The sequence below is a fragment of the Rhizobium sp. 01T437 genome, assembly GCF_056398505.1.
In genome coordinates this window covers 132,350-152,801 of record NZ_JBFTPM010000010.1, presented here as the reverse complement: position 1 = coordinate 152,801, position 20,452 = coordinate 132,350, and the positions used below count along the sequence as shown (strand labels likewise).

Here is a 20,452-nt window from a genome sequence, read left to right as displayed (position 1 = left end):
TGACCCTAGCTGTCGCCGACCTTTAATTCCGGCTCCTCGGCGCAAATCGCAGCGAGGAAATCGATGAATTGCCGCACTCGGGAGGGCATGCGCCGTCCGGCAGCGGTAACTGCGTTGATCGGAAAGGGCGGCGGCGCATGCTGGTCCAGAATTTGTACAACCTCGCCGGAGGCCAGCACATCCGTGAACAACCAACTTGCGTGGTGGGCGATGCCGAGGCCCGCGAGGACCGCGCCGCGGACATGCTCGGCGTCGTTTGTGCGGAACGCTCCCCCACCGTCGACCGTGACCTGCCGGCCGTCTACGTGGAAACCCCACCCTATGATATCGCCTTGGTGGACATAGCTGATACGCTGGTGGGTGCGCAGTTCGTCTAACGTTTGCGGCGTGCCGTGTTCGGCAAGATAGCCGGCGGAGGCCAGGGTTATCATCCGCATGTCGCCGATGCGCCGGGCGACGAGTGCCGAATCCGAAAGCCGACCGATACGGATCGCGACGTCTATTCCCTCTTCGATAAGGTCAACGTGCCGCCCAGAGACTTCCATCTCGATCGCGACGTCGGGAAAACGGTTTCTAAATTCCGATAGCCGGGGAATAACGAACATCCTCCCGAAGGCTGGCGAGAGGGTCACGCGAACCAGCCCTGAAGGGGCCGACTGCCCTTCAAGGATCCTCTCTTCGATGAAGTCGAGATCCTGAAGGATACGGACGGTGGCCTCATAATAGTCCTGTCCTGCGGGCGTCACGGCAAGGGCACGAGAATTTCTCGCGAGGAGTTGCGTCCCGAGCCGCGCCTCAAGAGCAGCGAGTTGCTTGCTGACCGTCGGCTGGCTGACATTTAAGTCCCGCGCTGCCTGCGAAAAGCTTCCGCTTTCGACGACGCGCACGAACATCCGCATCGCTTCTAGCTTATCCATTACTTTTTATTCCAAACAAGAATTGAAGGCATAACCGTTTCCGATCTCAAGCCATTCCGCTCAGTAATAGATGACATTCCATAAACATCAATGTCATTCTTGTAGGGAATATGGGAATTTGCGTTCGGCCGCCCGGTCACGGGCCCCGAACCGAAAGGAACAGTTATGGCAATCAAGATCTATGGTGATGCGGGCTCGGGCAGCTTGCGTCGCGTGAACACGGCTGCGAAGATCATGGGCATTGAACTCGAACGCGTTAACGTTGACCTGTTCAAAGGCGAGAGCCAGACCGACGAGTTCAAATCGCGCCTCAATCCCCACGGTCTGACGCCGGTTCTGGAAGACGAAGACACCATTCTCTGGGAGTCTTCGGCGATCAATTTGTATCTGGCCAACAAGGTGAATTCGCCGCTGGTCGGAACCACGCGGCAGGAGCGCTTCCAGGTCCTTCAGTGGATGTTCTGGTCAGGCGAGCAGTGGCGCACCTTCACCACCACCATCTTCAATGAGCGGGTCGGGAAGACGGTCATGGGCCTACCGAGTGACGACGCCCTCATCGAATTCGCTGAGGGTAAGATTCGCGCCGCAGCAAAGGTGCTCGACCAGCATCTTGAAGGCCGTGAGTTCATGGTTGGCAATGCGTTGACCTTTGCTGATATCGATATTGCGGCCCCCTTCTCCCAGGTCGATCGGGCAAAGTTTCCGTTCAAGGAATATCCGAACCTAATCGCTTGGCACGACAATCTTCTCCAGTCGTTCCCAGCGTGGGCGGAGACGAAGGCTGAGATTGACAACCGTATGGAAAGCTTCCTGGCGAGTGTCGGCGTGAAGCTATAATTCCTGGGCTTTCTGTCTGGCCAGCGCGCGTATGAGGATGGTGCGCGCTGGCCGAAATTGCCACGATCTCGTCAGTGGAGCGGTGGACGGCTTGTGGCCATTGATCATCTCTCTAGGCTCGCATCGAAATGACGCTCCCCACCGCTTCCAGCGATTGTACAGCGTCTTATGCGGGCCATAGTCCTTGGGCGCATCGCGCCATCGCAGCCCGCTGCGGTTGACGAAAACGATGCCGCTCAACACTCGTCGGTCATCAGCCTGAATCAGATCGCGCACCTCACATCAACGTGTCCTGACCCTAGGGATAACCACCTTTTTGTGGGGCACTGTGTTAGATCAAACCGAGAGCCAGCGACACCGGTTTGCCTTTTCTATTGCCCCGTCATTCCTGCCTGAATGCCCCGGCAAACGTGCTTGCCTCCTGCTTCCGCGAGACTAGCCAGAAGATCCTGCCACCGCGCGTCATGCTTTGCGACGTCGTCCTGCTGAGCCCAAAGCTTGACTTTCTTGGCTGCAGCCTCGTCCTGATAGGTTTCCGCGACATCGCTGTGCAGCGTCAGAACCAGCGTTTCGACGTCTCGGGCAGACAGGATCTCGGTCTCCGATAAGTTCTTGGGATTGGTGAACGAGAGCGAGTTGGGAAGCAGCCAATGCGTCCCGATTCCGCCATCCCGGAAAACGCGCGGCATGGTGATCTCGTGGATGCTGACTTCAGAATTGTGATCGCAGTAAAGTTTTTCGATCGCCGAGCGAAGCTCCGTCTCGAGGCCGAGGCCCAACTGACCCCCGGCGCCGAGCACCGAGCCAAAACCGAAGCTCTCGCTATAGCGGCCGGCAGGTGCTGAAACATCGGCGATGACGACGTGCAGCGGCGGCAGTGCCTGCAGCGATTGCGGCGCTGAGCGGAACGCATCGCGGATGGCGTAGTAGAGCGTCATGGCGCCACGGTTTTCGACCGCTCCGCCATCGGTCACCCAGTATCGTGTCCTTGCTTGGCCGGATACTTCGATGTCGATTGCAGCGTCGGGAAAGACCGGCGGAAAGTTTGCGCTCAGGGCTGCGGCGCGCGCGATCGACATGTCCGCATTGTCGAGTGCGACGAGCTGCATGTGCAGCGATCCGTCGTCCGGCGGAGACGCAGGCGCGGCAAGGTTGGTCAGCACCAGCCGCCCGCCCGCCTGGGCAGCATCCAGAAATTGGCGGCAGCGTGTCGCTCTCTCGGGAAGCGAAAGGCTCCGATCGGCTTGGCAGGAGGGGCTGTCATCGGAAAAAGATCCGACGATCGCGGTGTTGAGCATCAGGCCGAAGGACGGCGCTTCCATCGTCCCGGCACCCATATGACAAACGAAGGATTCAGCAAGAATCGCGCCCAGTCTCGAGCGCGCGGGTATCCAGCCCGTCACGTCTTCATCCGGCCTTTGAGCTTCACGGCAGGCCGAGGACGCCCAATGCCAGCGCCCGAAGGCGAAGCGCATGTCGCTCGCACCATCGATCACCTGTTCGATGAAGGGCAGCGCCATGGCCTGCGAAAAATCATCCCATGCCTTGACGTCCATGCTTTCACGTGGCCGGCGAAGCTCCTGCTCATGAAGCGCGAAATAGCCGAGCGCAGCACTGCCACCGGAGACGCCACTGACCAGAACGACGTTGCAGATCTGGTCGTGCTCGGCCAGCCCCCGCAGGAGCGAGGCCGTGTAGATCGCCGCACGCGTGCCGCCACCGGAGGCGATAACTGCAATTCTCGGCGTTGTGGGCTGGAGCGGACCGCAGCCGCCGTTGGGTTGGCCGCTTTCGAATAGGAATGATGCCGGCTGCTTGCCCACATGTCGTTCGGAGCGGATTGCAAGTTCCGGAGGCTGGATCGCCCGCAGGAAACTGAAGACAGCAGGACCGCCGATGAGGCCATAGGCCAGCGCGCCGACGAGGGCGGGATAGACGAGCGTCGAGCGCTGGAAATTGCGCAGGCTCGCAAGCAGATCCCCGGCCGGCGCCTGCTCGGCGGGCAGGCGCTCCAACTGCGCGCGAAACTGCGCGAGCACTTCCGCCGGCGTCATGAACTGGATCGCCCGGTCAGACGCGGCCTTGGTCCGCCGCTGGTACTGATCCTCATAGCGGCCCTCGATCTTCAGGCGCCCCGCGCCATGCAGCGCGATTGTCCGGCCTTGGTTGCGGACCGTGCTCAAGGTCTCGCTGCCTTCATAGTCGTAAGCAATTTCGACTGGAGTGATCGCCTGCTGCTCACTGTCGATGAGACGCATGAGCCGGCGCGCGACGAAGTGATCGCACCAGAAGGCGTAGTACCAGGCGACGGCATAGGCGAAGGCGATATAGCGCATGAGGGTCGTATTGCCGTAGCCTTCGGAGCCGGCATTGAAGAGGTAGGTGATGTAATGGACGTCGGCGAGGCGAAGCACTGCGACGACAATGACGAGAACGCTGATCACCCGCTGTGGGCCAATGAAGAAAAGACGCCCGATTGTCTGCAGGATTTCCATCAACCGGTCGAACAGGATGCCGAGGAAAAGGGCGATCCATGCAGCAATACCGGTCACCAAGAAAGCGTACCAGAGATAGTGATCCGGCACGAACAGGGTGAGCAGCGATCCGGGCAGAAGCAGCTCGACCGGATAGCGGATTGGGGCGATGACAAGGGCCGACACCAGCGCGGCAATCGGTCCGCGGCCCATGAAATCGTAGCGATTCTTGGGCAGGAAAAGCTCCACTTTCGGCAGGCTGTCGGCAAGCCCGCCGCCTGCATTGGAGCGGAATAGGCACCGCGAGAGCATCCAGGCCGCCGGCAGCGCAAGCACGAGTGCGCAGACGATCACGGCGCCGATATGCAGGCGGGGCCGCGCCGTCATCATGCCGTAGGTTTCCGGGCGCGAATTGATGATGAGAAGCGCGGCAAGGGCCGCAAGGATCACCAGCTGTCCGGCAAGCAGATACTGGTTGAAGACCGCTTGCCGGCTAGCAGCCGCATGCAGCAGGAAAAGAAGCGCGAACCCAATCGCAAGCAGACCGAGATTGCCCCAGCGCATCTCGACGGTCGGACCGAGCGCCATGGCAAGGGTCAGAATGCCCGCGAGCAGCGGCACGAACCAGGCATAGCCGTCGGGGGCGAGCCATCGCCACGCGAGGCCCCGCCCCTTCGGCAGCGGCTGGTTCAGCCAGGCATCGAATTCCCGCCACCATCGAACGAAGCCCCGGACGCGTTCGCCGAGCCAATTGTAGATGCTGGCTTCCCGATGAATGGGGTGTTCGCTCATCAGCGTGTTTCCAGTCAGCTGTCGGTGAGAATGACATCGGCCGCCTTCTCCGCGACCATGTAGACGGCAGTGGCAAGGAAGTAGCCGGGAATGCGGGGGAAGACCGAAGCGTCAACGACGCGCAGGCCTTCGATGCCGTGCACCCTGAAGCGGCTGTCGAGCACGCCGCCATCTTCGCGGGGGCCGATGGCGCAGGTGCCGCAGGCATGATGGCCCCAGGCGTTTTCGGCGACATAGCGGCGAAGCGCCTCGTCGCTCTCGTTCTGCCGGCCGGGCTCCTCTTCGCTTGCGATGAGATCGTCCATCGCATCGTTGACCTTCCGGACGAAGCGGATGGCATGGACGACGGCGTCGAAATCGAGGTCGTAATTGCCGCTTCCCTCGAAGAAGGAATGAAACATGACCGCAGGCAGGGCCGCGGGATCGGCGCTTTTCAGCCGCACCGTTCCGCCCTGATTTTCGGTATAGGCCTTGAGGATCGCCCAGGTCATGTAATCAGGCTTACGGATGCGCTCGGAATAACGAGGATAATAGCCGCGGAAATCGGCCAGCAGCGAAAAGCAATGCAGGTCTGGCTCCGTCAGCGTGTCGCGGGATTTAAGCGTCAGGGAAAACATGACGCCGTTACTCGTATAGTTGCCGATGCGAAATCTGCGCCACCGCCGGTAATGGGCATCACGCGCCGTATAGGTGACGCCCTTGAGCGCCGACCAGGGTTCGTTCATCCGGCTGACGACGCCGACCTCGTAGCGGTCCTGCAGGTTCCGCCCGACGCCCGGAAGCGCCTCGACGACGGGAATATTGTGCTCATCGAGATGGCCGGGATCGCCAATGCCGGAGAGCATCAGAAGCTGGGGCGAGGCGAAGGCGCCGCCTGACAGGATGATCTCGCGGCTAGCCCGAATGACCTCTTCGAGCCCCTCCCCGTTTATGCAGCGAACCGCGACCGCGCGCTTGCCGTCAAATTCGATGCGCGTGACCAGAGTGTTCAGGCGAAGCGACAAGCGGTCGGGGTGCCGCTTCATCACGTCGAGCAACCGCTCGCGCGGCCCGTGCCTGGTGTGGCGGCGCGTCGAAAGCGGAGTGACGCGCACGCCGCAGGCGCCGACGTTCCAGTTGCGGTGGTCGTTGGGATCGATCTCGGTCGTCTCCCAGTCGGAGCCCCGTTTGCCGAACGCATCGGCCGCCGCGCCGATGCAGCGTAGCAGCGCCCGCCACAGCGGCCAGTCGCGCAAAGCCCGCAGTGGCAGGGCCCGCTCCGTCGTCATCCACCCCCACCATCCGTGGCCCGTCGGATTGAGGCCCGTTGCGGCGGCGAGCCACCGCCACAGGAAGAAGCGGTAGCGGCAGCGTTCGATGCGCTCGAAATAGCCCTGCATGTGCGAAGCCTTCCAGCTTTCATCGCCGGTGATCGCAAAGATGTGGTTCCAGTCGCGATGATTGGGCCGCACGATGATCATCGCATGATGGGCGGTGCAGCCGCCGAGCCCGCGCACGCGCGGATAAAGCACGCCGTCCTTTTCTTTGCAGTATCGCCAGTCGCGCTCCTGCATTTCCTGATTTTCGTAGTGGCGCACCCAATGATTCTCGGCCATGCCGGGATGTTCGGAGGCAAAGGCATGAAAGGCCGGCACGCGACAGGCATCGGGAAGCGGTATGTCGGAGCCGTCGTCGGTCTTCGCCAGCGGATCGCCGCCGGCCTCGATGACGAGCACCGTCCGCCCCTCTTCGGCCAGCCGCGCGGCGAGGACGGCGCCGCCCGCCCCGCTGCCGATGACGATATAATCGTGGGTCGGCCCGCCGGACATCGTCAAAACTGCGTCAGATAGGAAATCAGGGCATTCTTGTCCGATTGCGGCAGACCGGCGCCGAATGTGTGCCCACCATTGACCACATAGTCAGGGCATTTGCTCAAGCCCACCAGGCGGTCGACGAGCTTCGTGTCGCGCACCACCTTCTCGGCTTTGGCGAGCACGGCGGGATCTGCGAGTTCCTCCGGCGTGCATTGCCCGCCGAGCTCGGAGAAGGCTGCGATCAGCGCCGGGCCGTTGGCGATCAGGCGCTTGTAGTTGGCGAATTTGCTCTCCTCGTCATTGTCGGGCAACAGCTCGGTGTTGGTCAGCGCGTTAACAGGGAAACCGGCTGGGAACGGGCCGACGGTGATCGAGCCGTCCTTCTTGAAGGCCCAGCCGGCGACCTTGTTCAGCAGGCCGGTGAAGGGCTTCACCTTGTCGGGCACGAAGCCCGGCGGCACGATGAGGCAGGAGGGAGCGCTGGTGCGGTAGATATAGCCCGGCACCGGCGCCTCGGTCATCTTATCCATGCGGCGCGTCTGCGGCGAGAGCATCTGGCGGATCGACCGGTCGAAGACCGCAAGCCTGTTTTCGACGCAGGGCAGATAGGGATCGCCGGCATCCGCCGCCGGGCAGGCGGTGCCGCGACCGGCGCCGTAGCCGCCGGCATAGTCCTGATTATAATAGTCCGTCCCGTAATAGCTGTCCTCGTGGCCAACGGAATTGTTGAGCAGGAAGGGCGCGGTCGACCAGAGGCTGACGAGCGAGGGCGGCCTTAGATAGCCGCGTCCGTTGCCTGCCGCCTGTAGCGGCGTTGCCGCCCCCGAAACCGGATGATTGACCGTCACCTCATGTGGAGGCGGCAGCGACTTGTAGGTGGAGGAGGTGAAATTGTCCCAGATGTCGCCCGAAAGACCGTTGGTGGCGATCGCGCTGCAGGCATTGGTGCGCACGACATCCATCGGCACGCGCCGTTCCGTCGATAGGTAATTGCCGTCGAGGAAGCTTTTGTTGTCGATCTTCACCCTGTCGGTGACCAGATCTGCCATGCCTTGCTTGAAGGCATCCGACTGCGCCCAGGCCCAATAGCGGTCCCAGCATTCGCGATAATGCGGGCCGGCACCGCCGCCTGCGCAGATGCCCTGATCGACGCCGAGCTCCGGCTCCGGCTCCGGCTGCTTGCTTGAATGGCAGGCCGCGCAATTTTCGGCAAAGACGATCTTCCCGCGCTCGACCTCCGCCGCATCGCGCGCTTCGAGTACCTTTTCTCCGACCGGCGTATCCTTCAGGTGATCGGCGCGGGCCGCGACCAGGAAGAATATCGCCATGTCAGGCGTCATCGCCTCAGTGGCCTGCCAGTAGACCGAGTTCTTCTCGGCATCGGCGATGCGGATCGGCGAGATCTTCTGCCCGCCGAGGAAGGGGCGGAAGTGCAGCAGCCATTCTTCGCTGAAAAGGCCGATATTGAGATAGACGCGATTGAGCGCACCGAGCGTGCCGACGGAATCGGCGCCGTCCTTCAGGACGCGCATCGAGGCGACCGTGCCGGTCGCCTTGTCGTAGAGGGAACCGAAGGCTGCGGTCTGCGGATAGTCCTGCGCCTGCTTGTTGTCCTTTTCGTCCCCCTTGATGATCTCCTTGCCCGTCTTCGCCCCGATGCGCAGCCGCTCCAGGACGTCGTAGACGGCATTCATCGTGCGGGGATTGTTCATGTAATCGGAAGAGACCAGCGATGTGTCGAGCGAACCCGGCGGGTTCGTATGGAACAGCTGGAAGAGGAAATTCCTCTCGTTCTCGGCCGGTTCCCCAGGCGTCGCGCGCGGTTTGGTGTTCCAGAAGAAAATGCGGTCGACCCAGAAATATTGGGCGCCGGGATTGGACGAGATTTCAGGGAATTCCGGGCTCTCGACATTCTTCGGCGGGTTGATCGGATTGGGACCGACATGGCAGAAGGCGCAGGACATGCCGACGCGATAGGGACGCACGAGATCCTTGTCGTTGTAATAGGAGGGATCGGTGTAATAGCGCACCGCATCCCAATGTTCGGCGGCCTTGCTGTCGAAATCAGGATTGGGGAAGAGACGCAGGCCCATCACGCCCGTCGGTTCGCCGTAATAAGAGCCGACCGGGATTTTCTTCTCTTCACCCTTTATCTTGACCGTGGTGCCGCGCGCGCCGATCTGGACGCCGGGATAGCGGGCATCCGCCTCGGCATTGCCGCCGAAACTGTCGGCCGCGCAGTCCTTTTTGCGTTGATCGATCCACAGCCCCCAATGATCGGGATCAGCGCTCTTCGGGGTGTCGAAGCAGGGTTCGTTGACGAGCCCGAGATAGCGGAAGCGGTTGTCGCGGCCATAGGCCATCGTCGGATGGGACGAGATGGTCTTCAGGAGATCGAAGGAGCCGATCGTCGCGCTGGCAGCGAAGTCCCAGAAACGGTCGTTGCCGCCGGTCCAGACGATCCAGGCATTCTGTCCGCGGATCGCTGCCCTACGGACGGCCTCCGGATCGAGCCCGGTGGCGGTTGCGACCTCCTTGATCTCGTCGGGATAATCGGCGCCGGCTGCCGGCGGCAGCAGCAGCCCCTTGTCCATCGCCGCGAAGTAAGGCTCGCCGGCTCCGGGAAATTCCTCGACCTTGCGATGGACTGTCTTCGCCTCGTCCTCAACATTGCCGAACTGGCTCGCATCCGGCTCGATCAGCCACCAGACGATGAGCGCAACCGCAGCAATGGCGATGACGGCGAGCGTGACGACGGCTGCGACCGTCCAGGCGAGAAATCGCACGATGCGCTGTCTGACGTTTGCCATTGCCCCCTCCTGATGGTCAAAGTGTCTTGAGATAGGAAAGCAGTTGCTCCTTCGCCTCCGCAGGCAGATCCGTGCCCCAGAGATGACCGCTATTGCCGTTGCCCGGAAGGCCGGTATCGTAGAGCGTGCCGTATTGCTCCCCCGGCTTATCCGGCATGCTCACGAAGCCGCCATTGTCGGCATCCACAAGATCGGAGCCGCGGTAAAACTGCCCCGGCCGCTCGGCAGGCGGAAGCAGCAGGGCGCGCAATGTCGGGACGCTGCCATTATGCAGGTAGGGACCGCGCAGCCACAGGCCACCAAGGCCGGTGGCGACATAACCGTCGGTCTTCTGGAAATTGGCAAAACCCCAGGCATAGCGCGGCTCATAGGCCGCATAACGATCGCGGGCTGCTGATGTCCACATATCGAGGCGATGGCGGTCCGTGCCGAGCTCGACGATCGGGATCGGCGTCCGGTAGCGTGCGCCCTTGGCATCGTGGCAGACGGCGCATTGCGCGGCATAGATCGCACGGCCGGCGTCGACTGCCGCCGCATCGACATGATAGGGATCGCCTGCCGGCTTGAGGGGAGAAAACGGTGACGGCGGCGGCCCCTGCAGGCGGATGAAATCCATAATGCGGCGAAGACCCTCTTCGCTTCCCCCATAGGATTTGTAGGTCATGCCGTCGCCGATCGCGCCCGAGACCACCGTCTCGTAGAGATCGGTCTGCAATCCGTCCCAATGGAGCGAGAAGCGGCGCGTATTGGTGGCGGCGAGGTCGGCAAGCGACCACAGGGGCATCATGTCGGAATTACCGATCGTGTGGTCATCGGCAAGTTGGAGGTTCTGGAACTTGACCGGATTGAAAGGATCGATCCGGCCTGGCCCCCAGTCCGGCCGATCCTTCATCCAGGCAAACTGCCGCCCCTGTTCCTGGAGGGCTGCACGGGTCGCCGGCACCAGGACGAAGCGATAGAGCGCCCGCTCCCAGACCGGCATGTCATAGATCCTGCCGATCTCCGTCATCACCCGGTCGGCGGTAAACCGCGGATCGGCGCCGACATCGATCAGGAAGCGGATATAGGCCTGCGGATTGACCCTCGTTCCTGGGCCCGCCTCGACCAGCCGCGCCGGCTCGGCGGCATGGAGCCGATAGCTGCCCTGGTGGCAGAAGGCGCAGTTCGGCGCAACGCGCTCTATGACGCCGAGCGTCTTGACCGACAGGCCAACCGGAACCTCGTCGCCGGCGCGCCAGTAGAGGCCGAAGGCGCCATAACCGTCCGCGTTTGCGGGCAGATGTTCGGGAAAGAGCTGCGGCAGGACGCGCCAGATCCAGTAGGGAATTCCCTGCGCCTCTTCATTGCCGATCGAGCCGTGATTGAAGACTTCCGCCAGATCGTTCGTCCTCGGCTGGGCGACCGGCCGGAAGAGCAGGAAGAACAGCGCAAAAGCGCCGAAGACGAGCAGGATCAGAACGGCGAAAAGCCATTTCCAGAAGACGCGCCTCATGCCTGTCTCCCTTCGGCGATGTTCTGTTCGAGCCGCAGGATGCGCAGGAGACAGAAAAGCGTCGCAATGCCGACCGACCCGTCGAGGAAGACGCCGGCGAGATAGCCGATCGGCTGGTCAAAGACGAAGACGGCGAGAAAGAAGAAAACCGTGCCGAGCGTGCGGGAAGGGAAGACCGCGAGCCAGGCGAAGACGCGGTAACGGTCGATATCGAGCGTCGCCGGAATGTAGAAGATCGACAGGATCCCGAGCAGCAGTCCGGCAAATCGCGGCCAGATCAGCTGGTTGACGGTGATGCCGAAGAGGCTGAGGATCCATTCCGGACAGAAGATGAGCGGCAGGACGAAGGCGAAGTTCAAAAGGATGCCGATCCAGACGAGGACCGCATGCCGTGTCTTCCATTTGCTGAGCGATCGCGACTGGGTCATAGCGTCTTCATATATTCGACGAGGGCGTCTTTTGCCGCCGCCGGCAACTCCGTACCGTAGCGATATCCTTCGTGGCCGGCATTGCCATTTCCGGGCCGCGTCGTGTCGTAGCGAAAGAGATCGCCGCCGGCAGACTGATCCGACCGATAGCCCACTTTGGCGAGATCGAACTCGTCGCTGCCGCGGAACCAGACGGACGGCCGCTTGGCGCTCGGTTCAAGCAGATCGCGCAAGGTCGGCACCGAGCCGTTGTGCAGATAGGGCGAGCGCGCCCAGATGCCGTCGAGCGGGTGATTGGCATAGCCGTCCGTCTTGTGGAAGCGGCTGAAGCGCCAGGGATAACCGGCATAGAGCAGGTTCTGCTCGGCGGCGAAATTTGCCGTATAGGAGGTCCAGCGTCCCGCATCGGTGCCGATATCGGCGAGCGGAACCGTCTTGCCGAGGCGCGTGAAACGCTGCCTGTCGTAGTTGTAGTCCTTCGCATCCTTGAAGCCGTGGCAATCGGCGCAATAGTGCAGGAACAGCGTCTTGCCCTCTGCCGCCTTCGCCTGATCGATCTTGGCAGCGATGGGGAACGGCGGCGAAGGCAGATCCCACATCCAGTCCTCGATGCGCGCGATCGACGCCCGGTCGACCGTCACGGGCGTCACGCCGGCGCCGAGTGCGGCGCTCAGGTTTCGTTCGGCCACGGAATCATTGTTGCCGTCCCAATGGAGGTTCATGCCCTCACGCGGGCGTTGGCGCCAGATGGCGGGATAGTCGGAAGAGCCGTTCAGCGCAGCACCGCTGATATGGGCCTCGTCCATGGGAAAGTTGAACTGCAGCGCCTTGTAGGGATTGAACGTGTCCACGCGGCCCGGCCCCCAATCCTCCTGACGCTTGACGAAATCGAGCTGGGTGCCGAGATCGAGAAAGGCGTTCTTGACCCGTGGGAAGACCACGTAGCGATAGACCAGCCGCTCGAAGACATTGAGATCGCCACCAACCTTGGGGCTATCGATCGTCGCAATCAGCGCATCCGCGGTAAAACCGGGATCGCGGCCGACATCGATGAAGAAGCGAATGAATTCCTGCAGGCGCAGATTATTGGAAGGTGCGCCGGGGATGAGATGGCGAACCGCGTCGCCAGAAAGATGATAGGTGCCGACATGGCAGACGGAACAGTTGAGCCAGACCCGCTCGACGCCTGAGACCACGCGGCGCGACACCCCGATCGGAAGGTCGTCGCCCGGCTTTTCGTAGAGGAAGCCGAAGCGGCCCCAGCCTTCCGGCCCGAGCTTGTCGGCATACATGACCGGCAAGGCCTTGAAGACCCAGTAAGGCGGTCCCGTCGCCGTCTCGCTGCCGATCGAGCCGTGCATGAAATGCTCGCTCTGGCTTTTGAAGGCGACGACATACTGGTTGACGAACACCAGGTAATAGACGAGCGCGAGCAACAGCAGCACGACGATCGCCAACCACCAGCGGCGATGGCGGGCGACGGCGATCTCGACGGGCGTCTTGCGGTCGTTGTCGCTGCTCATAGGTCCACTCCGAATGCGCGGGTGATGGCGCGTGTCAATGGAAGGTCGGCGGCTCGAAAACCGACATGACCTGCTTGATCATCTTGCCGTAGCGATCCTCGAAGCTCGCTCCGTCAAACCGGCTGAGATCGTAACAGCCGAGTGGGTTTTCGAGATCGTTGAGCAGACACTTGTTGCAATAGGTGCATTCCTTCTCCGGGCCGTTGGCCTCGGCGAGGATCTTCGGCAGATCGTTGTTGGCGATCAGCGGGCGGGCCATGGTGACGCCGTCGCAGGCTTTCGAGCGGATGGCCTCGGCGATCCTGTCGGCATGCTGGAACCCGCCTGTACAGAGCACCTTGATCTCGGGATCGATCTTGCCGATCGCTTCGGAAACCGCGCGCGCATAATCGAGATTGATGCCCTCGATGACCTTGCCCCTGCGCCAGCGCCAGAGCGCCTGGAAGGCGCGCCCCAGCAGGGGATTGGAAAAGATCGCATAATTCATCGGCGCACGCGTGCCCTGCGAGAGCATGCCGTCGTACCAGCGATGGAGATCGTTCAGCGGCAGGTCTCCGGCCGGATTGCGTGGATGCGGAAAGGTCGAGCCGCTCGAAACATGGAAGGAGTCGACGCCCTTGCCGCCGTCGAGCAGCATCGTGCAAATCTTGACCGTCTCGTCGAGCGTGTTGCCCTTCTTGATCCAGGGATAGAGCCAGTCATTGTGGTCGACGCCGTTGATCTTCATCTGCAGATGGAAGTCCTGGCCTACCTCGCGGCGGATCGCCCTGACGATCTCGAGCACGAAACGCGCCCTGCCCTCCCAGCCGCCGCCATATTCATCCGTCCGGTCATTGATGCCGGAACTCAGGAACTGCGTCAGCAGATAGCCGTTGGCGCCGTGAAGCTCGACGCCGTCGAGCCCCGCCTCCCGGGCGCGCCGCGCCCCTTGCGCGAACTGCTCCACCACTTCCGCGATTTCGGGTTTCGTCATCGCCTGGGCGAGCAGCCCATGGAAGTAGTCGCTCTTATCGGTCGAACTCAGGCCCTTGTTGAACAGGTTCTCGACGCCGCCCATGTCCTGCTGGCGGCCAGAATGGCTGAGCTGCATGATGAACCGACAGTCATGGCCGTGGACGCGGCGGCCGACTTCCCGCCAAAAGGGGATCTTATCGTCGTCGTCGATCATCGCATAACGCACGAGGATGCGGCCACGCACGGAGACCGGCGTAAAGGAGGAAATGATGCAGCCGATCCCGCCGCGCGCGAACTTCTCCTCCCAGTTCAGCCGGGCATTCCCGCCGTGACCGTTATAGTCGTCGAACTGGCCGGATATATTGGATCGGAAAAGACGGTTCTTCACCGTCAGCGATCGAAACTTCAGCTCATCGAAAATGAGCGCCGCATTGTCGGCGTGGATGTATTGACTGTCTGGATGCATGAAGGCCTATCCGATTGACGTGCCGAGGCGACGGAAGAGGAAGTAAAAGCCGAAATGCAATGCTAAAGTTATAACTTTCTAGTGTATTGAAAGCTAATGCAATTTAATGTGGTTTGCAAACGAATTTCGGGGCCATGCGCCGCTTTACGTGGCAAGTCGCATGCAACCATCAGGGCACACAAACCCGCTGATGTTTGTGATGATCAGCAGGGCGGCGAGCATCGCCACAATGGCCCCAGCAATTTATAGGTTCATCGGAGCGGTCAATCGCCGATCCCCGTGAGGATAGAATTGCAACGACCCGCCGGTCGCTTCATCGGCGCAGCCACAGGAACGGCGGGACGCTTTACGCCTCGACATCGCCGGCATGAACGAGAGCCGCGGCGCCGACAGGCGGTTTTGTGATGGAACTGCCGGTCTTGGTTCGAAAGAGATGAAGGCGCGCGGGCCGGACCGCAAGTTGCAGGGTTGCACGGTCCTTGATCGCCACATGATCAGGCAGGTGGACGATCGTTGCAGTCCCGCTGCCCTCCACCACGCCATATACATAGGTATCCGTGCCGATGCTTTCGGCGTAATCGACTTCGAAGCGGATCGGATAACCGTCGGCGCCATTGCCCCTGGCGAGTTCGAAATGGCTCGGCCGGACACCGAGGACCACGGGTTCGCCGACGGTCGCATCCCCCAGTTGCGCCGGAATGTCCAGGCGGCCGAAGCCCGGTACGTCGACAACAACATGACCAGGACCGGTCCCGGCAAGCATTCCATCGAAGAAGTTCATCTGCGGCGAGCCGATGAAGCCGGCGACAAACTTGTTGGCCGGGGCCTCGAACAGCTCCAAAGGAGTGCCGACCTGCTCGACGCGTCCGGCATTGAGGACGACGATGCGGTCCGCCATCGTCATGGCCTCGACCTGATCATGCGTCACATAGATCATAGTGGCGCCAAGCCGCTTGTGGAGGCGACTGATCTCGCCTCGTGTCTGCACGCGAAGTGCGGCATCCAGATTGGACAGCGGTTCATCAAACAGGAAGAGCTTGGGGTTCCTGACAATCGCACGACCGATCGCCACGCGTTGCCGCTGCCCCCCCGAGAGCTGTTTCGGGCGTCGATCGAGGAGAGGCTCGATCGCGAGCATTCTTGCCGCCTCCATCACACGCCGATCGATTTCGGCCCGGCTCATCGTGAGGTTTTCGAGGCCGAAGGACAGATTCTTGGCAACGGTCATATGCGGGTACAACGCATAGGACTGAAACACCATCGCGATCCCCCGATCCCCCGGAGGCGACGCCGTCACGTCATCGTCGCCAATGATGATCTTTCCGGCGCTCACACCTTCCAGGCCGGCGATCAGGCGAAGCAATGTCGACTTGCCACACCCTGAAGGGCCGACCAACACGACGAATTCGCCCTCACCCACATCGAGATCGACACCATGGAGAATCGAATGATGGCCGAAGCTCTTCCTGACATCGTTCAATTTGAGACCGGCCATGAATCCATTCCTTTGACGTTTCTTCCGGAGGCGGCCGCAGCCACACCGAGGCAATCGGATCTCCTCATATCTCGGCTCAGTCTGCGTGGAAGCAATTAGTTCGTCAAGATGACGAACGTATTTTTCTATTAGCGACCATCAGTTTCCTCCCGCCTGCAGACAGGATTTTCAATAAACCCCATTCTGGGCGGCGTGCCCCTGCCCGGGTCTTGGCGGTCATTCTTCTCGGCTATCTGGCCTTTGGCGATGTGCAGCCGCCGTCACCGTTATCGGTGGCGGGACCGTCATTGCGCCTGGCCACTCCGGTACCGCGACCATTGTCGTATGGCACGGGGGATCTGCATGACAATCAAAGCGGCGGCGGCGGCAAGCGCCGCTGCTCCGGCAAGGTCTGGGGAGAAAAAAGCAGATTATGAACGTGGTTCAGTCCGATCGCGAGGGCCCCGACCAGCGTTGCCCGACCGCCAAGAACACTTGCCTCGACATCGATCGCACGGCGGCTCGCTTTCACGATACCTCGCCGAACGCCTTCGGCTATCAGGGGGTGGCGACCGATACTGCCGCCGAGAACGACGATCTTCGGATCGACGATCGCGTTGACGGACACGACAAGCAGCGCGGCAATGTCCGACACCTTGCCGATCACCTCGACCGCGATCGGGTCGTTCTTTTCGGCAAGTTCCAGGATGTCCCGGACCGAGGTGTCCTTCTCCCCCCCCGAACGCTCGTAGAGCTCACTAATTCCCCGAGCCGCGATCGCGCATTCCAGCGCGCCCCTTTCAAGACTGTCCTTCGTGTATGGATCGGCACCGAACGGCATGTAGGAAATCTCACCGCCCGCTCCGTTTGCGCCACGCATCAGCTTGCCGTCCTGGAGCACGCCGAGCCCGATACCCGTCCCGAGCGAAATGAACGCCACGGTATCGATTGCGGTCGCGCATCCCTGCCAGGACTCGCCGATAACGGCTGCGTTGACATCGTTTTCCAGGACGACGGGACAGCCGAGCCTCTGGCTGAGCGTCCTGCCGATATCAATGCCGGCGATATCGGCAAGATTCGGCGCCATCGAGAGCGCACCCGTCGCAGGATCGACAACCCCTGGCGTGGCTATCGCCGCCACGAGGAGGAACTCCCTGGCTATCCCCAGCTGCAACAGCATCTTGGACAGCATTGCCTCGGCTTGATCGATCAGATGATAGCCGCCGCGGCGGTCGGACGGATAGTCGACTTCGCCGACAACGCTTCCGACGATATTACCAAGCACGATGCGCGTCGTCGTTGCGCCCATGTCGATACCGACAGCATAGCCGGCATCGCCATTGACCTCATAAGTAATGGCAGTGCGGCCGATGCGACCGCTCGTGACGCCTTTTTCCCGAACCCAGCCACCTTCTTCCAGCGCCCTGATGACCTCGGACATCGTCTGCTTCGAAAGGCCGGTGATCTTTGAAAGCTCGGCTCGCGAGGTGGGTCCGGCATGGAGCAGCACGTCCATGACCGCGCGCACGGAGATCTGTCGCAGCACGGGAGGCGCGTTTTCGGTCAATACCATCGTCGAGCTACCCCGCCAGATCCGTCTTCATCGTTGCACCGGTGTTTTGCTTTTTCCATGAAAGCCCCCCGATTTCAAACAGCTTGTTGACAGTTCGCGGGCGCGGCCATAATAAATTCGTCAACCTGCCGAACAAATATCGCAAAAGGACTGCATTTGTCAAATATTTCAACCATTGCGTCTGGCTTGCGACAGGCGAACAGCGTCCATCGTTCGGACGAAGCGGGCGGATCTCAAGGCATGGTCGCCGGTGTTGACCTCGGCGGTACCAAGGTCCTGGTGGGACTTGCCGATCTGCAGGGGCGTATTGTGGCAAAGGCCGAAGAGCCGACCGAACACGGCGCGGGAGCCCCTGTATTGCGGCAAATTCCACGGATGATTTTGTCCCTAGTGCAGGACAATCGCGATCGAGGCCCGTTGCGCAAGGCTGTTGTCGGCGTACCGGGTGCGGTATCGCCGTTGACGGGGCTTGCGTCACTTTCCCCTCACTTGGCAATTCCTGCCGACCAGCCGCTCGCCGCGCTGCTCGCACGAGCCCTGCCATGCCCCGTCGTGGTCGAGAACGACGTCAATCTCGCAGCTTTCGCCGAGGCCACTCTCGGCAAAGGACAGGATCAGGACTCGCTTGCATTTATCGCTTTCGGAACCGGTGTCGGCATGGGGCTGGTCATCGGTGGAACGCTCTTCCGCGGCCAGCATGGGCGGGCAGGCGAATTGGGTTTTCTGCCGCTAGGCCCCAATCCTCATCAGGCGGCGCCGCAGGCCCGCGCTGGTCTCTTCGAGGATCAGGTTGATTCGCCTGCGGTGCGCAGCCTGTATGGCGATGGCACGCTGTCGGTCGCCGAGATATTCGCTCGCGCTGCTGCCGGAGACGAGGACGCTGTCGCGGCCATCGAGACGCTCGCAAAATCAGCGTCGGTCGGCCTGGCCTCCGTGCAAGCCCTCTTCGACCCCGCTCTCATCGTGCTGGGTGGGGGCATCGGGTCGCGCTGCGAGTTTGTCGAGGCCGTCAGGCGTCACATGTCGACGCTGCTGCCGTTTGAGACACGGATGGAGGCAACCGGGATTGGCCCTGAAGCTGGCATGCTCGGGGCGCTTATGCTTGGCCTGACCGATCTTGCGGCAACTGAGAATGCAGGAAAACAGGAAGCCATCCAATGAGCGCCGCACCAGCAAAACCGCAAGTTCTGATACCACTTGATGACGGACAGCTTCGTTCTACGACACCGGTGCTTGTCCCGTTCATGGCTCCGCGCCTGCAGGGCGATTGTCGGCCGGAAGGCAGGATTGAGCTTTCGCTATGGGGCGCCGGCAAGCTGGTCAATCTGACGTTCACCGGCTGGAGCGCCCCTTTCACCTATGCCCCGAACCGGGTGGAAGCGCATGGCGGAGGGCTTTACGTGGCGCAGTCGGTGCCTGCGCTCTTCTTGAAGGGCGCAAAGCTGCGGACCTTCATCCCTGCCCGGCGCTGTGCCTGGTGGGGCACAATGGCGAAGCGCGAACCGATCGAACGGCAAGAGGGTCGCCGCATTGCCCGCACCGGTTGGGGCATCGCCATTGCGGAGCAGAGGCCGGACGGCATTTTCGTGACCGCCGGCGCGACGATCGAGGAAGCGCTTGCAGCGCTCGAGCTCGACCAGACGAAACTGATTGCCGAGGCCAATGCCTATGTCACGCGTTGCGATGCGATGCCGGAGGCGCCTGCCCTGATGCGCAGCATGATCTCGCAGAGCCTGCATGCCGCTCTTTCCAGCATAAGGCGGGACGAGCATGGCGCCTTTGCCGGCCTCGCCGCCGGCCAGGCCTACAGCGCGCCGGCTCGCACCTATTACCGTGACGGCTATTGGACGCTCCAGGCTCTCCTGGATCGGGAACCGGAGGCCGTCCGCGCCCAGATCGATCTTCTTGCGCGGGGTGTGCAGGAAAACGGCGAGGCGCCAAGCGGCGTCATCCTCACGGGACCAGGGCAGGCCGAGGAATGGGAAAAGGTGCGTCTGACTGATCCACGGATCAAGGAGGAGCACCTACGGCCCGGCGACTGGTGGAGCGACCACTTCGACAGCCCGCTCTTCTTCATTCTGACGATCGGCGACTATGTCAATACGACCGGCGACGGCTCACCGCTGTCCCTGTACTGGGACAAGGTGATGGCGATCTTCAATCGCTACTGCAGCTTCGACGAGACGGGAACCGGCTTGCCGACCAAGCCGCGGCACGACCGCGATTGGGCCGACAATGTCTACCGCCACGGTTACGTGGCCTATGATCTCGGCCTGTGGATCGGTGCCCTCGACGTCATCGCCCAGCACGGCGCCTCGCTCGACAAAGCCGTTGCATCGAAGGCGGCAGCCGTGGCGCAAAAGGCGCGCGCTTCGCTGGACGAGGCACTTCTGCAACCGGGTGGCACTTATGCGGACTACGGGACAAAGACAGATTTCGTCGAAGACCACCTGACGCTGGACAGCCTGACGCTGCTTCGCTTCAAGGCGGTTTCTCCCGAGCGAGCGAAAAGCGTTCTCGCCAAGGTCCAGGAGATCCTGGAAAGTCGCAACAACGATGGCCAGCCTTATGGCGACTGGGGCGTGCTTTGCGCCTATCCGCCGTTCAAGCGCCCCAAGGATACGCGTGAGAAGTCCTATTTCGCGTATCGCTACCACAATGGCTCGGACTGGCCCTATCTTTCGGGCCTCTATGCCGAGCAACGGCTTGCCTACGGCCTGGACGGCGCGGACTACCCGCTCCTGCGCTGGTGGAAGACCTGCCTCGAAGAGGGCTGGATGGGTGCCGTCGAATATTTCTCGCCACCCTGGGGGCGTGGTTCGCTGCTTCAGGGATGGAGCAGCATGCCGGCCGCCGCAGCCCTCGCCCACAAGGACAAACTGCCGGCGGCGATCCGCTAGAGGTTTTGCGACCGGTCGC

13 protein-coding genes and 1 pseudogene are annotated in these 20,452 nt (G+C 61.8%); 3 read left to right on the top strand and 11 right to left on the bottom strand.

All coding sequences use genetic code 11. The features are described from left to right. Positions 1–5: 5 nt before the first annotated feature. Positions 6–899, bottom strand: coding sequence for a LysR family transcriptional regulator (locus tag AC1DM5_RS21765; RefSeq protein ID WP_477975574.1), 894 nt, complete (start codon positions 897–899; stop codon positions 6–8). Between the two features lie 183 nt (positions 900–1,082). Here AC1DM5_RS21765 and AC1DM5_RS21760 point away from each other — a divergent pair, with 183 nt between their 5' ends. Further along, a complete protein-coding gene (locus tag AC1DM5_RS21760) occupies positions 1,083–1,754 on the top strand; it encodes a glutathione S-transferase family protein (RefSeq protein WP_477820338.1) in 672 nt (223 codons plus the stop codon). A gap of 138 nt (positions 1,755–1,892) precedes the next feature. On the opposite strand, the pseudogene AC1DM5_RS21755 reads toward AC1DM5_RS21760, so the two are convergent. The 10 genes and pseudogenes from AC1DM5_RS21755 to AC1DM5_RS21710 form a co-directional block, all read right to left on the bottom strand. Then, a pseudogene (locus AC1DM5_RS21755) lies at positions 1,893–2,015 on the bottom strand (transposase); the annotation flags it as partial. 110 nt (positions 2,016–2,125) lie between these two features. After that, positions 2,126–5,020: a patatin-like phospholipase family protein gene (locus AC1DM5_RS21750; RefSeq protein WP_477975572.1), complete on the bottom strand. Its 2,895-nt coding sequence runs from the start codon at positions 5,018–5,020 to the stop codon at positions 2,126–2,128. Between the two features lie 14 nt (positions 5,021–5,034). Continuing rightward, complete coding sequence (locus AC1DM5_RS21745; protein WP_477975570.1) at positions 5,035–6,828, bottom strand: GMC family oxidoreductase; 1,794 nt, start codon at positions 6,826–6,828, stop codon at positions 5,035–5,037. A gap of 2 nt (positions 6,829–6,830) precedes the next feature. After that, a complete protein-coding gene (locus tag AC1DM5_RS21740) occupies positions 6,831–9,623 on the bottom strand; it encodes a hypothetical protein (protein WP_477820335.1) in 2,793 nt (930 codons plus the stop codon). 16 nt (positions 9,624–9,639) lie between these two features. Beyond that, entirely contained in the window at positions 9,640–11,115 is a 1,476-nt protein-coding gene (locus AC1DM5_RS21735) for a c-type cytochrome (RefSeq protein ID WP_477975568.1), read from the bottom strand. After that, positions 11,112–11,543, bottom strand: coding sequence for a hypothetical protein (locus AC1DM5_RS21730; RefSeq protein WP_477820333.1), 432 nt, complete (start codon positions 11,541–11,543; stop codon positions 11,112–11,114). The genes AC1DM5_RS21735 and AC1DM5_RS21730 overlap by 4 nt, the downstream gene beginning before the upstream one ends. Continuing rightward, on the bottom strand, positions 11,540–13,066 hold the full coding sequence (locus AC1DM5_RS21725; RefSeq protein ID WP_477975566.1) for a c-type cytochrome: 1,527 nt from the start codon (positions 13,064–13,066) through the stop codon (positions 11,540–11,542). The genes AC1DM5_RS21730 and AC1DM5_RS21725 overlap by 4 nt, the downstream gene beginning before the upstream one ends. A gap of 34 nt (positions 13,067–13,100) precedes the next feature. Next, positions 13,101–14,486, bottom strand: coding sequence for an NADH:flavin oxidoreductase (locus AC1DM5_RS21720; protein ID WP_477820331.1), 1,386 nt, complete (start codon positions 14,484–14,486; stop codon positions 13,101–13,103). Positions 14,487–14,832: 346 nt separating this feature from the next. Then, the gene (locus tag AC1DM5_RS21715; RefSeq protein WP_477820330.1) at positions 14,833–15,981 is read right to left on the bottom strand and encodes an ABC transporter ATP-binding protein; all 1,149 of its coding nucleotides are present in this window, start codon (positions 15,979–15,981) and stop codon (positions 14,833–14,835) included. Between the two features lie 349 nt (positions 15,982–16,330). Next, positions 16,331–17,533, bottom strand: coding sequence for an ROK family protein (locus AC1DM5_RS21710; protein WP_477820329.1), 1,203 nt, complete (start codon positions 17,531–17,533; stop codon positions 16,331–16,333). A gap of 240 nt (positions 17,534–17,773) precedes the next feature. Here AC1DM5_RS21710 and AC1DM5_RS21705 point away from each other — a divergent pair, with 240 nt between their 5' ends. Beyond that, positions 17,774–18,694: an ROK family protein gene (locus tag AC1DM5_RS21705; RefSeq protein WP_477975564.1), complete on the top strand. Its 921-nt coding sequence runs from the start codon at positions 17,774–17,776 to the stop codon at positions 18,692–18,694. After that, a complete protein-coding gene (locus AC1DM5_RS21700; protein ID WP_477975562.1) occupies positions 18,691–20,433 on the top strand; it encodes a GH116 family glycosyl hydrolase in 1,743 nt (580 codons plus the stop codon). The genes AC1DM5_RS21705 and AC1DM5_RS21700 overlap by 4 nt, the downstream gene beginning before the upstream one ends. Positions 20,434–20,452 lie beyond the last annotated feature (19 nt).

Bases quoted from the DNA above. Each gene is read 5' to 3' on its own strand.
- AC1DM5_RS21745 (WP_477975570.1), bottom strand. From the start codon at position 6,828: ATGTCCGGCGGGCCGACCCACGATTATATCGTCATCGGCAGCGGGGCG.
- AC1DM5_RS21700 (WP_477975562.1), top strand. From the start codon at position 18,691: ATGAGCGCCGCACCAGCAAAACCGCAAGTTCTGATACCACTTGATGAC.
- AC1DM5_RS21710 (WP_477820329.1), bottom strand. From the start codon at position 17,533: ATGGTATTGACCGAAAACGCGCCTCCCGTGCTGCGACAGATCTCCGTG.
- AC1DM5_RS21705 (WP_477975564.1), top strand. From the start codon at position 17,774: ATGGTCGCCGGTGTTGACCTCGGCGGTACCAAGGTCCTGGTGGGACTT.
- AC1DM5_RS21735 (WP_477975568.1), bottom strand. From the start codon at position 11,115: ATGAGGCGCGTCTTCTGGAAATGGCTTTTCGCCGTTCTGATCCTGCTC.
- AC1DM5_RS21715 (WP_477820330.1), bottom strand. From the start codon at position 15,981: ATGGCCGGTCTCAAATTGAACGATGTCAGGAAGAGCTTCGGCCATCAT.
- AC1DM5_RS21750 (WP_477975572.1), bottom strand. From the start codon at position 5,020: ATGAGCGAACACCCCATTCATCGGGAAGCCAGCATCTACAATTGGCTC.
- AC1DM5_RS21720 (WP_477820331.1), bottom strand. From the start codon at position 14,486: ATGCATCCAGACAGTCAATACATCCACGCCGACAATGCGGCGCTCATT.
- AC1DM5_RS21765 (WP_477975574.1), bottom strand. From the start codon at position 899: ATGCGGATGTTCGTGCGCGTCGTCGAAAGCGGAAGCTTTTCGCAGGCA.
- AC1DM5_RS21740 (WP_477820335.1), bottom strand. From the start codon at position 9,623: ATGGCAAACGTCAGACAGCGCATCGTGCGATTTCTCGCCTGGACGGTC.
- AC1DM5_RS21725 (WP_477975566.1), bottom strand. From the start codon at position 13,066: ATGAGCAGCGACAACGACCGCAAGACGCCCGTCGAGATCGCCGTCGCC.
- AC1DM5_RS21760 (WP_477820338.1), top strand. From the start codon at position 1,083: ATGGCAATCAAGATCTATGGTGATGCGGGCTCGGGCAGCTTGCGTCGC.
- AC1DM5_RS21730 (WP_477820333.1), bottom strand. From the start codon at position 11,543: ATGACCCAGTCGCGATCGCTCAGCAAATGGAAGACACGGCATGCGGTC.